The sequence below is a fragment of the Vreelandella maris genome (assembly GCF_013371085.1).
In the GTDB taxonomy this organism is placed as follows: Bacteria; Pseudomonadota; Gammaproteobacteria; order Pseudomonadales; family Halomonadaceae; genus Vreelandella; species Vreelandella maris.
In genome coordinates, this window is the sequence record NZ_JABWCV010000014.1 from 104,202 (window position 1) to 118,148 (window position 13,947).

The 13,947-nt window shown below is 57.5% G+C and carries 12 protein-coding genes; 6 read left to right on the forward strand and 6 right to left on the reverse strand.

Features of this window, described 5'->3' with window-relative positions; translation table 11 throughout:
• Window positions 1-38: 38 nt before the first annotated feature.
• Window positions 39-1,127 (forward strand): Ldh family oxidoreductase, encoded by a 1,089-nt coding sequence (locus HUO07_RS13585; RefSeq protein ID WP_176304025.1) that lies wholly within the window; start codon window positions 39-41, stop codon window positions 1,125-1,127.
• Between the two features lie 64 nt (window positions 1,128-1,191).
• Entirely contained in the window at window positions 1,192-1,914 is a 723-nt protein-coding gene (gene nanR, locus HUO07_RS13590) for a transcriptional regulator NanR (RefSeq protein WP_101148058.1), read from the forward strand.
• 58 nt (window positions 1,915-1,972) lie between these two features.
• On the opposite strand, the gene HUO07_RS13595 is transcribed toward nanR, so the two are convergent.
• Window positions 1,973-3,049 (reverse strand): TRAP transporter substrate-binding protein, encoded by a 1,077-nt coding sequence (locus HUO07_RS13595; protein ID WP_176304026.1) that lies wholly within the window; start codon window positions 3,047-3,049, stop codon window positions 1,973-1,975.
• 301 nt (window positions 3,050-3,350) lie between these two features.
• On the opposite strand from HUO07_RS13595, the gene HUO07_RS13600 reads away from it, so the two are divergent.
• From HUO07_RS13600 to HUO07_RS13615, 4 genes are all read left to right on the forward strand, one after another.
• A complete protein-coding gene (locus tag HUO07_RS13600; RefSeq protein WP_176304027.1) occupies window positions 3,351-5,153 on the forward strand; it encodes an IlvD/Edd family dehydratase in 1,803 nt (600 codons plus the stop codon).
• Between the two features lie 17 nt (window positions 5,154-5,170).
• Window positions 5,171-6,115, forward strand: a complete 945-nt coding sequence (locus HUO07_RS13605) for a DMT family transporter (protein WP_176304028.1) — start codon at window positions 5,171-5,173, stop codon at window positions 6,113-6,115.
• A gap of 31 nt (window positions 6,116-6,146) precedes the next feature.
• Window positions 6,147-6,917, forward strand: coding sequence for an FCD domain-containing protein (locus HUO07_RS13610; protein ID WP_176304029.1), 771 nt, complete (start codon window positions 6,147-6,149; stop codon window positions 6,915-6,917).
• A 123-nt stretch (window positions 6,918-7,040) separates the two neighbouring features.
• Window positions 7,041-7,982: a Gfo/Idh/MocA family protein gene (locus HUO07_RS13615; protein ID WP_176304030.1), complete on the forward strand. Its 942-nt coding sequence runs from the start codon at window positions 7,041-7,043 to the stop codon at window positions 7,980-7,982.
• A 19-nt stretch (window positions 7,983-8,001) separates the two neighbouring features.
• Here HUO07_RS13615 and HUO07_RS13620 read toward each other — a convergent pair whose 3' ends face one another.
• The 5 genes from HUO07_RS13620 to HUO07_RS13640 form a co-directional block, all read right to left on the reverse strand.
• Entirely contained in the window at window positions 8,002-9,576 is a 1,575-nt protein-coding gene (locus HUO07_RS13620; RefSeq protein ID WP_176304031.1) for an aldehyde dehydrogenase (NADP(+)), read from the reverse strand.
• Window positions 9,577-9,606: 30 nt separating this feature from the next.
• Window positions 9,607-10,593, reverse strand: coding sequence for an AraD1 family protein (gene araD1 / locus HUO07_RS13625; protein ID WP_176304032.1), 987 nt, complete (start codon window positions 10,591-10,593; stop codon window positions 9,607-9,609).
• A gap of 34 nt (window positions 10,594-10,627) precedes the next feature.
• Window positions 10,628-11,929, reverse strand: a complete 1,302-nt coding sequence (locus tag HUO07_RS13630; RefSeq protein ID WP_008959428.1) for a TRAP transporter large permease — start codon at window positions 11,927-11,929, stop codon at window positions 10,628-10,630.
• Entirely contained in the window at window positions 11,929-12,540 is a 612-nt protein-coding gene (locus HUO07_RS13635; RefSeq protein WP_101148051.1) for a TRAP transporter small permease subunit, read from the reverse strand. The genes HUO07_RS13630 and HUO07_RS13635 overlap by 1 nt, the downstream gene beginning before the upstream one ends.
• 85 nt (window positions 12,541-12,625) lie before the next feature.
• Window positions 12,626-13,645, reverse strand: a complete 1,020-nt coding sequence (locus HUO07_RS13640; protein WP_176304033.1) for a TRAP transporter substrate-binding protein — start codon at window positions 13,643-13,645, stop codon at window positions 12,626-12,628.
• Window positions 13,646-13,947: the final 302 nt, after the last annotated feature.

Here is a 13,947-nt window from a genome sequence, read left to right on the forward strand (position 1 = left end):
GGTAACGGATTAAAATTAAGACCAGGAGTATCTAACCCATGAGTGATACGTTGCCAGGTACATTGCAAGAGTTTCGCGTGAACCGTGAAGACCTTAGCCGTTTTATGCAAGCCGCGTTGGCGGCTACGGGAGCTGATCAGGCATCAGCGGATGCAGTAACCCGAGCCCTTGTCACTGCTTCGCGGATGGGGACCGATAGCCACGGTTTACGACTGTTGCCCCACTATTTGCAGGCCCTCAAAGGGGGGCGTATTAACGGCGCCCCCAACATGGTGTTTAACCAGCGCCTAGCGGCCACGGGCTTTTTAGATGCGGATGACGGGTTGGGCCACTTGGCGGGATACACCGCTATGGAGCACGCCACTGCCATGGCCGAAGTGACGGGCATCGGCGCTGTGGCAGTGGGTAACTCATCGCATTTTGGAGCAGCCGGGTGCTACGCGCTGGCTGCAGCTGAGCGTGGCTATGTGGGGATGGCGTTCTGTAATTCTGACCCATTTGTGCTGCTGCATGAGGGCGCCAAGCCTTTTCACGGTACCAACCCCATCGCCTTTGCGGCACCGGTAGCGGGCGAGTCGCCTTACCTGCTGGATATGGCGACTAGCTCGGTGCCCTGGAATCGTGTGCAGCAGTTCGGTGCGATTGGCCGTGAACTGCCGGATCAAGTCGCGGCGGATGCTGCCGGGCAGGTAAGCCGCACGCCTAGCGAAGTGGCCGCACTGTTACCGCTGGGCGGCAGCGGCTTCGGCTTCAAGGGTGCGGGGTTGGGCGGCATGGTTGAGGTTCTGAGTTCGATGCTGTCGGGCATGCAGCATGGCTTCAAGCTGTTGCCCATGGGCGGACCAGACATGTCGACGCCACGCGGGGTAGGGCATTTCTTCCTGGTCATGAAGCCAGATGCGTTTGTGGAGGCGGGCACCTTTGCGCACGGAATGGCCGAGTACTTGGCCGATCTGCGTGCCCAACCTGCTGCACCCAATGCCCAGGTAATGGCGCCTGGGGATCGCGAATGGCGCTGCCAGGCCCAGCGCGACGCCGAAGGCATTCCGCTCGATTCTGCCAATCAAATAGCCTATGCCGAGATCGCCGAGCAGTACCAAATAACGCCGCTCTCTCAGCTGGTTTGAAGGATAATGACGAGAAATGCCGTAAAATGGCGGTGAATTTCAGGTTAACCAGGGGTGACTGCCTATGAGCAGATACCGGATCGAGCGTAAAACGCTGTCCGAACAGGTCGCTGAACAGCTCGAGGCGGAGATTCTCGAAGGGCGGCTAAGTGAAAATGATCAATTGCCGTCAGAACGGGAATTGATGGAGCAGTTTGGCGTTGGCAGGCCCGCCGTGCGCGAGGCGCTTTTCCACCTGCAGCAGCTTGGACTCATCGCCATCAACAGCGGTACACGGGCCCGGGTGATTCGTCCTACCGCCGAGGCGGTAATGGCGAGACTCTCCGGCGTTACCCGGCAACTGCTTTCCAAGCCCGATGGTCAGCAGTATTTTCAGGAAGCGCGGGCCATGTTCGAGATATCCCTGGCACGCTACGCGGCTCGCCACGCCAGCGAGGAGGACCTTGCTAGGCTACATGCTGCGTTGGCGGATAACCGCGATGCCATTGGTGACGAAGCTCGCTTCAAGCGATCCGATAATGACTTCCATGGCGTGTTGGCCAGCATTGGCCGTAACCCTATTTTCGATGCCATTCACGTAGCGCTTTCCGAATGGCTGGATGATCGCCGTGCGCTGGTATTACAGCAAAAAGATGAAGATAAAGCCGCAACCGCTGCCCACACCGAAATCATTGCGGCCATTGAGTCCCGCGACCCGGATGCGGCCGAGGCGGCCATGCGGCGCCACCTCGATCGTCATTACGGCACTTATATGCAGCTAAAAAAGCGCCTCTCGGACGCTTCTTAATGCTTTATAAGCCATAGAAATAGTCCTGCCGCCTTTTTGTTCGGCGGCAGGGATGGCATCACTCGGCCATTGTCGATTTAGCAATCTCTTGGAATTCAGCTACGAGATCTTCGCCAATGCGCGGTGCCCACTCTTCGTAAACCGGCTGCACGGCTTCCTGGAAAGCGGCAATCTGCTCTTCATTAAGACGGGTGATTTTCATGCCACGCTCTTCAAGCTGCTCGCGTGCCCAGTCGTCGTACTCGCTGGAAAGTTGGATTTCGTAATCGGCAGCCTGCAGCGCGGCTTCCTGAACAAGTTCCTGATACTCAGGATCAAGGCGGTCCCAGGTACGCTGAGAGATCATTTTAATGAAGGGCGTGTAGACGTGGCGGGTTTCGGAGCCATAATCCTGCACTTCATGGAAGTTGGAGGTCAGAATGGTGCTCCAGGGGTTTTCCTGACCATCCACTACGCCCTGTTCCATGGCGGAGAACAGTTCACCAAACGCCATGGGGGTAGGGTTGGCGCCCAGCGCTTCCCAAATGGCTAAGTGCACCGGGTTTTCCATGGTGCGGATCGACAAGCCGCGAACATCTAGACCCGCCACATCTTCTGGTGAAGTAACTTCCCGTGCGCTATTAGAGAGCTGGCGGAAACCATTTTCAGAGAACGCTAGCGCTTTCAAGCCGGTGCCATCGAACGCGTCGAGCATCTCTTGGGCAGCATCGCTGCGCATGGCCTTAACAGCTGCTTCCCGGGTAGGTAGCAAGAACGGTAGGTCGAAAACCGCCAGTTCTTCAACATAGCCCGTGGCGGGAGAAGAAGAAGGATAGGTCATATCCAGCGTGCCGGTTTGCAGCATTTCCATCATCTGCACGTCATCGCCAAGCTGGCTATTAGGGAAAATATTGACGGTAATGCGCCCTTCACTGCGCTCGTCAAGAATATCGGCAAAATACTGGCTGGAAATATACTGTGGCGAGCTTTCGGCCAACCCAAGCCCCATGCGTAACGTGACGCTACCGTGGTCACCTACTGTGTCGCCCTCAATCTCCGGCGGGTCGGATAGGTCGGGCGTTTGCGCGTAAACCAAGCCTGAGCTGAGCAGCGTGGCACCGGTCACTAACAGAGTGCGCTTCCAAAGATGATGCATAATCGTCATTCTCCTGGCGTGCTGTAGGCCGCTTTACTAAGGGAATCTTCTAAGCGAGCTACAGCGTGGTGGCTGTTGTTGTTGTCTGTCAGCGGCACTGGCATTAACGCATCAGTACCGCAACCCTTAGGTGAATGTGTAACGTTTTTCGTATATGTTCAACATATACTTTTGTATGTATCGACGCCGCAGTAAAGAAAGCGTACCTTCGTGGCAATCTTTTTTTGTTTATAAGAACGGTTTTTACAAACCGTTCTTACGACCCTTCTTACAACCTTTACTTTAGGCGTGGAGTGTCCCCATGGCCAATTTTCAACGCATAACGCCTGAGCAGCTGCGTTCACGCTACTGGTTCGATAACCCTGATCACCCCGGTACCACGGCGCTGTGCATTGAGCGCTATCTCAATTACGGCATCACGCTGGATGAGTTGACCAGCGGTAAACCGATTATCGGTATTTGCCAGTCTGGCTCGGATTTAACCCCGTGTAACCGCCACCATATTGATTTGGTCAAGCGGGTGAAAGACGGTATTCGCGCCGCAGGCGGCGTGCCGTTTGAATTTCCCATGCACCCGATTCATGAGAACGTGCGGCGGCCCACTGCGGCGCTGGACCGTAACCTCGCCTATTTGGGCATCGTGGAAGTGCTCCACGGCTACCCACTAGACGGCGTCGTATTGACCACCGGCTGCGATAAAACTACTCCCGCCGCGCTAATGGCAGCGGCAACGGTGAATATCCCGGCTATCGTGCTTTCCGGCGGGCCGATGCTCAACGGCTGGCGCGGCGCCGAGCGGGTGGGTTCGGGTACGATTATCTGGGAGCTACGCAAGCGCCTGGCAGCAGGCGATATCGACTACGCAGAGTTCCTTTCCCGTGCCAGCGATTCAGCACCCTCGATAGGCCACTGCAACACCATGGGCACCGCCTCCACCATGAACTCCATGGCGGAAGTGCTGGGCATGAGCCTGCCCGGTTCCGCAGTGATTCCCGCGCCTTATAAAGAGCGCGCCATGGTCGCCTACGACACCGGTACGCGGATTGTCGATATGGTCTGGGAAGATCTGCGCCCGCTGGATATCCTGACCCGCGAAGCGTTTGAGAACGCGATTGTGGCGTGCTCCGCGCTGGGTGGCTCTTCAAACGCGCCGGTGCACATTAATGCGATTGCCCGCCATGCGGGTATCGAGATTAATAACGACGACTGGCAGCGTCTGGGCCATGAAATCCCGCTGCTGGCCAACGTGATGCCTGCGGGTGCCTTTCTGTGCGAAGAGTTCCACCGCGCTGGCGGCGTTCCCGCGATTCTCCACGAGTTACAAACGGCGGGTAAACTGCACGGCGATGCGCTGACGGTCAACGGCCGCTCGATAGGCGATAATCTACAGGGTCGCGAAACCCAGGACCCCGATGTGATTTGTCGCTACGGCGATCCGCTGGTCGAGCATGCGGGCTTCCTCAATCTCAAGGGCAACCTGTTCGACTCGGCGCTGATGAAAACCAGCGTGATCTCGCGGGATTTCCGCGAGCGCTTTCTGAATGATCCCAACGACCCGGAAGCCTTTGAAGGCAAGGTCGTGGTATTTGACGGCTCGGAGGATTACCACGCCCGTATCGATGACCCGGCGCTGAACATTGATGCTCGTACCATTCTGGTGATGCGCGGCGCAGGCCCGGTTGGCCACCCCGGCGGTGCCGAGGTCGTCAACATGCAGCCGCCAGAGGCGCTGATCAAGCAAGGCATCGAATCGCTGCCGTGCCTGGGCGATGGGCGTCAGTCAGGCACCTCTGGCTCGCCGTCGATCCTTAATGCCTCCCCAGAAGCCGCTACCGGCGGCGGCCTGGCGCTGCTGGAAAGCGGTGATCGGCTGCGGGTCGATCTCAAACGTGGTGAGGTACAGCTTTTGATTGAAGCCAGTGAGCTGGAAGTACGCCGCGAGCGCTTAGCTCAACAGGGTGGCTACCGCTACCCCGGCCACCAGACTCCCTGGCAAGAGATCCAGCGCAGTATGGTCGAGCCGCTGGATCGCGGGATGACCCTGGAGCCCGCCACCAAGTATCGCGATGTCGCCCGTCGGCATCCGCCTAGAGACAATCACTAAAGGAATCGTTACCACACATGAGTCGTTGGAGTACCTTTTCGCATCGTCAGCAGGGGCTGCTGTTGACCGGCGGCGGCGCGATAATCATGGCGCCGGACGCCTTGCTGATCAAGGTAGCTAACCTGCCCGATGCGGAAATACTGATGTGGCGCGGTTTTCTCTCCGGGCTGGGTTTTCTGCTGATTGCCTTGGCGCGCTATGGCCGAGGCACGCTGGCAGCCTACCGTCGCTGTGGCTGGACCGGCATCGCCGTGGCGCTGCTATTCAGCCTGACCACCTGTGGTTTCGTGCTGGGGAACCAGTACACCAAGGCAGGCAACGTGCTGATGATACTAGCCAGTTCGCCGATTATCGCCGCCGTTCTCTCCTGGATTATCCTCAAGGAGCGGTTGCCCAGGCGTACTTGGCTGGCGATTTGTCTCTGTATGATGGGTATAGCGATGATCGCGCTGGATGATGCGGGTGCCGGCTCGTGGGTGGGGAACGCTTTCGCCTTGATGGCAGCAACCACCCTGGCCATTAACTTCACTCTCTGCCGCACGCGGCCGGGGGTGGATATGAGCCCGATGCTAGTGTTTAACGGCCTGATTGTCGGCAGCACGGCGGGGCTGTTTTGGCTGGCGGGGAGTGAACCGAGCCTACCAGCCACCAACCAGCTCGCCGTCGTGATCCTGCTGTGCCTGATTATCGTGCCCTGCGGGGTGACGCTGCTGCAGCGCGGTCCGCTCTATCTACCCTCTGCGGAAGTTGGCCTACTGTTATTGCTTGAAGTGGTGGTGGGGACGCTATTAGCTTGGTGGATTATAGGTGAACAACCCGCGCCGATCGCCATAGTCGGCGGCCTTCTGGTACTGGGCACACTGAGTGCGAAGGGCCTCTATGAAAGGCGCCTTGAGCTACGCATGCGCGCCGGATTTGAACCTGCTTCACCGATAACAGTAGACCGGTCAAGTACGTTATGATGGGCAGGAATCGAAATAGGGTCTTAACGTAGTGACGTCATCTCTCAGCAAGCCAGCCGCTCGCCCCAGTATCGCCGAATACCTCGCCGAGGAGATCTTTGGCGGGCGCTATCATCCCGGCGACCTTGTGCCGCGTGAAATGGATCTATGTGAACGCTTTGCGATCAATCGCTCGGCGGTGCGCAGCGACCTTCGCCAACTGGTGGAGGCGGGCATTATCGAGCGTATCTCTGGGCACGGCTCCAAAGTACGCGAGTACTCGGAGTGGCATATTCTCGATGCTCAGGTGACCGACTGGCTGACCCGCTACGCCGCCCCCAACCCGGAAATACAGCGCGAAATCCTCGCCTTTCGTTTGGATGTAGAACCCTATGTGGCGATGACCGCCGCCAAACGCGCTAAAGCGCGTGATCTGGTCGCCATCGAAGAAGCCTTTGAAGGGCTGGGGCAGAACCTGCGCAATGCCACCTGCGAGGAGGAGCGGCGGCTACATAGCGAGTGTGATGTTGCCTTCCATGAGGCGATCTTCAAAGCGACCCACAATATTGTCTGGGCGCAGCTATCGCATATCCTGCGGCCCTCTATCTTTATGCTGGTATCCATGTCCAACGAGAATGCCGTTGACCCCGATGAGAGTCTGGAGCGTCATCGTCAGCTGATGGAAAGCATTCGCTTGCGCCGTCCCCGCGAAGCATTTTTAGCGGCTCAGGCTGTATTGGCAGGCACCGCCGCTGCGTTGGGCTTAGAGCACAGCGCCAGCTCACTGGGCCGCAGTGTCGAGTTGCCCTATAACACGCATTGACCCTGACCCCTCTTGGCCACTTTCAGTTAAGCGATTCTGGGTTCGTTGCTTTCGTTAAAACGATTCTTCCCTTACAACGATTTTCTCTTAAAACGATTATTCTCTTAAAACAGAGGCAAGCGTATGTCTGACTTCAACTCTGGCTTTAAGCTTGGCCTGGTGGGCGTGGGCAAGATTGTTCGCGACCAACACCTACCGGCAATCGCCGCCACTCCAAACTGCCATCTTGTGGCCACGGCGGATCCCCACGCTTCGCTGCCGGATCTACCCGCTTACCAAGGCTTGGAGGCGATGCTCGATGCGCATCCAGAGATCACCGCTGTTGCCATTTGTACGCCAACGCACCTTCGCTATTCACAGGCGCGAGCAGCATTGATGCGTGGCAAACACGTGCTGCTGGAAAAGCCGCCTGGGGCGACGCTGAGTGAAGTGGAGGACTTGATTGCCTGCGCTAAGCAACAAGGCGTCAGTCTGTTCGCGGCTTGGCACTCGCGCTTTGCGCCCGGCGTAGCGCACGCACAGCAGTGGTTAGCCGACCGTCAGGTGCAGCGGGTTGAGATCGAGTGGAAGGAGGATGTACGGGTGTGGCATCCGGGGCAGGCGTGGATCTGGCAGCCGGGTGGCATGGGCGTGTTTGATCCTGGTATTAACGCGCTATCGATTGCGACTGAAATTCTGCCTCAACCGTTTTTTCTGCAACAAGCGCGGCTGCTAGTGCCGAGCAATGCGCAAACGCCGATTGCGGCGGAGCTCTCCTTTACAGACCCTGAAGGCGCAGCCATTGCGGCAGCCTTTGACTTTCGTCAGAGCGGTCCGCCCACCTGGGATATGCATGTCGAGAGTAGTGATGGCAGTCGCTTGAGTCTTACCCAAGGCGGCTGCTGCTTGATGATTGACGGCGAGCTCGTGGTGGAAGCCGAAGAGCGCGAGTATCAAGGCCTCTACGCACGTTTTGCTGAGCTAATCGCAAACAGGCGCAGCGAGGTGGATGTTGCCCCGCTGCGCCAAGTCGCCGATGCGTTTCTATACGGTCATCGAGAAACCACCGACGCCTTCATTGAGTAACGTCTTGAGTGACGCTGGTTTATTCACGCTTACCATCGACCAAGCGTGATACGCCAGCCGGGTTACCATCACGAATCGCCTCAGGCAGCAGGCCTTCCGGCAGCGCCTGGTAGCACACCGGGCGCAGGAAGCGGAAAATCGCCGCGCTGCCCACCGAGGTGGTGCGTGAATCCGAAGTCGCCGGATAAGGGCCGCCGTGTACCATGGCGTGGCATACTTCTACGCCCGTCGGCCAGCCGTTGGCCAGAATGCGTCCCGCCTTGCGTTCTAGCGTCGGCAGCAGCTGCTTGGCAGTCGCCAAGTCACCGTCATCCATCTGCAGCGTAATGGTGAGCTGACCTTCCAACTGAGCCGCCACACGGGCCACTTCCTGAGCATCGGCACAGGCGATGACCAGCGATGTGGAACCGAACACTTCTTCTTGTAACGCGGGGTCACTCAGGAAAGCCTCAGCCTGGGTAACGAATAGGCCCGCTTGGCAGGGGTGCGCTGTCTCTCCGGCCTGACCGCGCGCCACCTCGGTGACCTTGTCATGGCTTGCGAGCCGACTAACGCCCTGCTGATAGGCGTCATGAATGCCCGGCGTCAGCATGGTTTGGCCTGCGCTACCCTTAACGCCTTCACCGGCTGCCGCAACAAAGGCATCCAGCTCAGGGCCTTCCACCGCAATGACCAGCCCAGGGTTGGTACAGAACTGGCCAGCGCCCATGTTGAGCGAGCCGACAAACCCTTCGGCAATCGCTTTACCGCGCGCCTTGAGCGCTTCGGGCAGCAGGAAGACCGGGTTGATCGAGCTCATTTCAGCATACACCGGGATCGGCTGTGGCCGTGCCTGGGCGGTAGCCATCAAGGCCGTGCCACCACTGCGTGAACCGGTAAAGCCAACGGCTTGAATGCGCGGGTCAGCGACCAGGGCCTGACCGATCTCTTTGCCAGAACCGAATAGCAGTGAGAAAACGCCCTCAGGCAGTTTGCACTTGGCCACGGCGCGCTGAATCGCGCGGCCTACCAGCTCGGAAGTGCCGGGGTGGGCAGAGTGACCTTTAACCACGACCGGGCAGCCAGCCGCCAGCGCAGAGGCGGTATCGCCACCGGCCACACTGAAGGCGAGCGGGAAGTTGCTGGCGCCAAACACCGCCACGGGGCCTAGCGCAATATGGCGCTGACGCAGGTCGGCGCGCGGTAGCGGCTCACGATCGGGCATGGCCGGATCGATACGCACATCCAGCCACTCCCCGGCACGGACTACCGAGGCGAACAGACGAAGCTGGCCACAAGTACGGCCACGTTCGCCTTCTATGCGCGGGCGGGGCAGGCCGGTTTCGGCCATGGCGCGCTCAACCAACTCATCACCAATCCCTTCGATTTCAGCGGCAATCGTCTCAAGAAACGTTGCCCGCGCCTCTAGGCCGGTTTCGCGATAGCTATCAAATGCTGCTTCGGCTAACGCACAGGCCTGTTCGACTTCGGCTTTGCTGCCGCCAGGGTAGGCGGGGCTTAGCTTTTCACCGGTGGCGGGATTAACGGCTTGAATGTCAGCCTGTTGGCCGCTAATGGCCTGCTGACCAATTAGTAGTTTGCCTTCCAAATTCATATAACCTCCTGCTGGTGCTAAAAAATAGTGTCAAAGCGATTGAACAGTAACCGCCGGTGCGTCTGCCTCCACCTGAAGCGGATTGCGCAGAGCCCGGCCAAATTCGTTGATACGGATCTCAAAGCGGTCGCCTTCGCGCACTTTGATGTTGTCAGCAAAGCTTAGCGTAGCAGTGCCGAAAAAATGTACGTGGATATCGCCAGGGCGCCGGAAACCTGGGTACTTAAAGTGATGGTATTCAAGGTTGGCCAGACTGTGGGCCATGTTGGCTTCGCCGGTCAAAAAAGGCTTTTCCCATACGGTCTCGCCGTTACGTTGAATCGAGCTTGAGCCTTCTAAATGGGCTGGCAGCTCGCCAATCAATAGCTCGGGCCCAAAGCTGCAGGCGCGTAGCTTGGAGTGAGCCAGCCATAAATAATTAAAGCGCTCGGTGACATGGTCAGAAAACTCGTTGCCCAGCGCGTACCCGACTCTCCAGGGTAGACCGTCCTTGCCAATAACGTAAAGGCCTGCCAGTTCGGGTTCCTCGCCTGCATCCTGAGCGAACGCTGGCGACGGGATCGCTGCTTCCGGCGCTACCACACACTGGCCATCACCCTTGTAGAACCACTCAGGTTGCGCGCCGATCTCGCCCGCGTTGGGTTTGCCGCCTTCCACCCCCAGCTTAAACATGCGCATGGAGTCGGTTAGATCTTCTTCCGCAGCTTGGGCTTTAGCATGCATCGCCGAGCGGGTGTCGGCACTGCCCAGGTGGGTGAGGCCGGTGCCGGTCACCAGGCAGTGGGCCGGATCGGAATGGGTCAATGGTGGCAGCAGCTGCTTATCGTCTACTAACGCTTGGTAATCCAAACGCGTGTCGGTCAGCGCGGCGGTCACAGAGTCACTAAGTGACTGACCAGCGTTAATGGCGCGGTTGGCGAGCGTATAGGTGTCGCAGTCGAGCAGCCTAACTTGCTGTTCACTCTCTACCAGCGCGGCGCGAACTTGGCCTTGGTAGTCACACTGAATCAGTCGCATAGTGATCTCCTTATGAAACCTATTGTAGTCGTTATCAAAGCGGCCAGATGGCGAGTTGCGGCCACATCAATAGCGCCGCGAGTACACACAGCTGAATAGCCATAAAGGGCAGTACGGATAGGTAAATATCCTTCAGGCTGATATCCGGGGGTGCCACGCTTTTAAGGTAGAAAGCGGCGGGCCCGAAGGGCGGTGACAGGAACGACACCTGCATATTGACGGCGAACAGAATGCCGAACCAGATCGGGTCGAAACCGAGCTGAATAACAATGGGCAGAAAGATTGGCAGGGCCAGCATGGCAATCCCAATCCAATCGAGGAATAGCCCCAGCACCAACATAATCGCCATCATTACCAGGATAATCACAATCGGCGCTACATCAAGCCCCAGAATCAAGCTTGAGACAAAGCGGTTGCCCCCCATCAGGTTGTAGACGCCCACCAGAGCGGCGGCGCCGATGCCGATCCAGATGATCATGCCGCAGGTATTCATGGTTTGGCCCAAGCTGTGGTGCAGCATGCCTGGGGTGAATTCGCCGCGAATGATGGTGGCAAGCAGTACGCCAAAGACGCCCATGGCCGCTGCTTCAGTGACCGAGGCGACCCCACCATAGATAGTGCCTAACACCAAAAAGGCAATCAGCCCAGGCAGCAAAATGGCTTTCGCCGCGTCCAGCTTGGTGGCGAAGGGGTTATCTTGAGCATTTTTATCTAACGGCGGCCCTAGGGCTGGATTTTTTAGGCAGCGCACCAGGACATAGGCAATATAAGACCCCATCAGAATCACCGCTGGCGTCACGGCCGCGGCGAACAGGTCGGCAATCGATACGCTGGCGATCAGGCCGTAGATAATTAGTACGATTGAGGGCGGCATCATGGTGCCCAGGGCGCCACCGGCACACACTACCCCGATGGAGAGATGCTTGTCATAGCCAAGACGCAGCATTTGCGGCAACGCCAAAATACCTAGCAGTACGATTTCACCGCCGATAATGCCCGAGAGGGCAGCCAGGAAAAACGCCACGACGATGGTTTGCACAGCAACGCCGCCCGGCAAGCGGCCAGCGAAAACGCGCATGGCGTTGAACAGATCTTTAGCGATGCCGGATCGATCCAGCAGCGATGCCATCAACACGAACATGGGCACCGCTACCAGCGAATACTCGGTGATAAAACCATAGACGCGGCTGGTGACCAGCGGCAGCGCCGCTTCGCCAAACCAGCCGAATGTGAACGCCATCGCCACCAAACCGGTGATAAACGCCAGCGGCAGGCCAGTGACCAGCAGCGCGAAAATGGCTCCGACCATGAGGATCGTTGCAGTTGAAATATCCATTAGCGAGGCTCCTCACTTGCAGCGCTAGGCTTAGCTCGGATCGATTGCCACAAATGCAGTGAGGCTTGAAGGGTCATTAATGCCAGAGCAAATAGAATCATGCCCTTCACCATGGCTGGAAAGGGCGGATTCCAAGAGGTGCCGGAGCGCTCCAGCGACCATTCGCCAAGCGGGTTATGGGAAGCGCCCCAAAACATATGAAAAGCGGCGTAGCTCATTGACAGGCAGAAAATCAGGGTGAGTAGGTCGTTGAAGCGGTCCATCCAGCATTTTAAGCGTGGCCCGGCGCTGTCGTAGAGCACTTTGACGCGGATATGGCTGTTGCGCGCCATGGCCGCTGGTCCGCCCAGCACAAAGATGACGGCGATGAGAAACACGACGGTTTCGTGCACCCACGAGGTCGGGTTGTTAAAGCCGTAACGCATAAAGACTTCGACGACGCTGATACCCATTGCCACCAGCACCAACCAGGAAACAGCTTGGCCACCACGGGCGATCAATCGGTCAAGCGCATTACGCTCGGGAGAGATCTCCTCTACCGTTTCGAGAATCTCGGGAAGATCATGTGTGGGAGGAGAGCGATATTGATTGTCAGGCGTTTTTTGAGACATGGCGCGACTCTACGCGCATCGCTCGGGATGTTTCCCGAGCGATGCGTTGGTTAGGTTAGTGAGGCAGAAAATTGAGAACAGGGCGTTAGAGCAGATTGCGCGAGCGCAAAAAGGCGGTCGCCGAGTCATAGACTTTCTGGGTCATCTCATTTTCACCCGCCCACTCTTTCCACTCCTGCTCAGCCGCGGTGCGGAATTTCTTACGCTCTTCTTCGGGCAAGTTGAAGGGATGAACGTCTGGGTCATCCTGAAGCCGCTGTAAGGTCTCAATATCCTGCTCTTTGAGGCGCGCAATCAGGTCATACGCCATGCCATCAAAGGCGGTATTTAACGTCGTTTGTAGCTCCTCGGGCAGGCCATCCCAGATATCCTTGTTGATCGAGACAGCGATCATTGGCATGGAGTGAAAGCCAGGGTAAAGCGGGTAAGGGGCGAAGGCGTGCAGGCCCATGGCGTCGTTGTTGGAGAGCACCGTGGAGTCAGCAGCGTCGATCACACCTTTTTCCAGACCGGTATATACCTCAGAGCCCGGCAGATTGACGGGCGTGGCGCCAATGCGCTCGAAGATGTTGTACACCATGCCTTGGGGGGCGCGGATCTTAAGCCCTTCAAAATCGGCGATGGATTCGATAGGTACCGTGGAGGGTACTGACTCCAGCGGAAAGGTCGCTGCGCTGATCAAATGCGCGCCATAAGGTTCGACTAGTTCGTTGTACAGATCTTCGCCGCCGCCGTACTTCATGTACTCCAAGAAGTCGTAGGGATTCTGCCAGGCGCCAACAAGGTTGCCGAGCATGCCGAACGCGGGATCCTGGCCAGAAAAGTAGCTGGGGTCGGTCATATGACCCTGCAGAATACCGGCACTGACCGCCGAGAGCGTTTCGGTGGGGCCAACCACGGCGTTAATCGGCATTACCTCAATCTCAACACGGCCATCGGTCATTGCTGTGATCTTATTAGCCCATTCCTGTTTGATCTTAAAGCTGGGCTCGCCCGAGGTTTCTGACGCCTGAAACTTCCACTCGTATTCGGCCGCCTGAGCTGTTGAAAGGCCTAGCAGCAGCGCTGAGCCAGTGAGTAGCAAACTGTATTTCGATGTGAGCATGGCACTATTCCTCAAGATTCTTGTTGTGGAGAAAGTGGTGGTGAACGGGGTCAGCGACCCATATGGAGAGGGTAATGTTGAACATTAAGAGCAATTGTTCAACATATACTTTTGTATGGTCGACTATCTCTTGAAGGTGGTTTAGTGTCGTGCAAATTCAAAACAGCCATCGACACATACCACTAGGGCCTGTTGACGTTTTGAGGGATAGCATTGGCAGGATAGGGGCAAACTCACAGAATACAGGTTCCGACACCAACAAACTGCGAGCTTGCCATGCCCCGACTGATGCTCACAGATGA

Excerpts from the sequence above, each read along its gene's own strand:
- araD1 (WP_176304032.1), bottom strand. The coding sequence starts at position 10,593 with ATGCGACTGATTCAGTGTGACTACCAAGGCCAAGTTCGCGCCGCGCTG.
- HUO07_RS13585 (WP_176304025.1), top strand. The coding sequence starts at position 39 with ATGAGTGATACGTTGCCAGGTACATTGCAAGAGTTTCGCGTGAACCGT.
- HUO07_RS13640 (WP_176304033.1), bottom strand. The coding sequence starts at position 13,645 with ATGCTCACATCGAAATACAGTTTGCTACTCACTGGCTCAGCGCTGCTG.
- HUO07_RS13620 (WP_176304031.1), bottom strand. The coding sequence starts at position 9,576 with ATGAATTTGGAAGGCAAACTACTAATTGGTCAGCAGGCCATTAGCGGC.
- HUO07_RS13600 (WP_176304027.1), top strand. The coding sequence starts at position 3,351 with ATGGCCAATTTTCAACGCATAACGCCTGAGCAGCTGCGTTCACGCTAC.
- HUO07_RS13635 (WP_101148051.1), bottom strand. The coding sequence starts at position 12,540 with ATGTCTCAAAAAACGCCTGACAATCAATATCGCTCTCCTCCCACACAT.
- HUO07_RS13595 (WP_176304026.1), bottom strand. The coding sequence starts at position 3,049 with ATGCATCATCTTTGGAAGCGCACTCTGTTAGTGACCGGTGCCACGCTG.
- HUO07_RS13605 (WP_176304028.1), top strand. The coding sequence starts at position 5,171 with ATGAGTCGTTGGAGTACCTTTTCGCATCGTCAGCAGGGGCTGCTGTTG.
- HUO07_RS13615 (WP_176304030.1), top strand. The coding sequence starts at position 7,041 with ATGTCTGACTTCAACTCTGGCTTTAAGCTTGGCCTGGTGGGCGTGGGC.
- nanR (WP_101148058.1), top strand. The coding sequence starts at position 1,192 with ATGAGCAGATACCGGATCGAGCGTAAAACGCTGTCCGAACAGGTCGCT.
- HUO07_RS13630 (WP_008959428.1), bottom strand. The coding sequence starts at position 11,929 with ATGGATATTTCAACTGCAACGATCCTCATGGTCGGAGCCATTTTCGCG.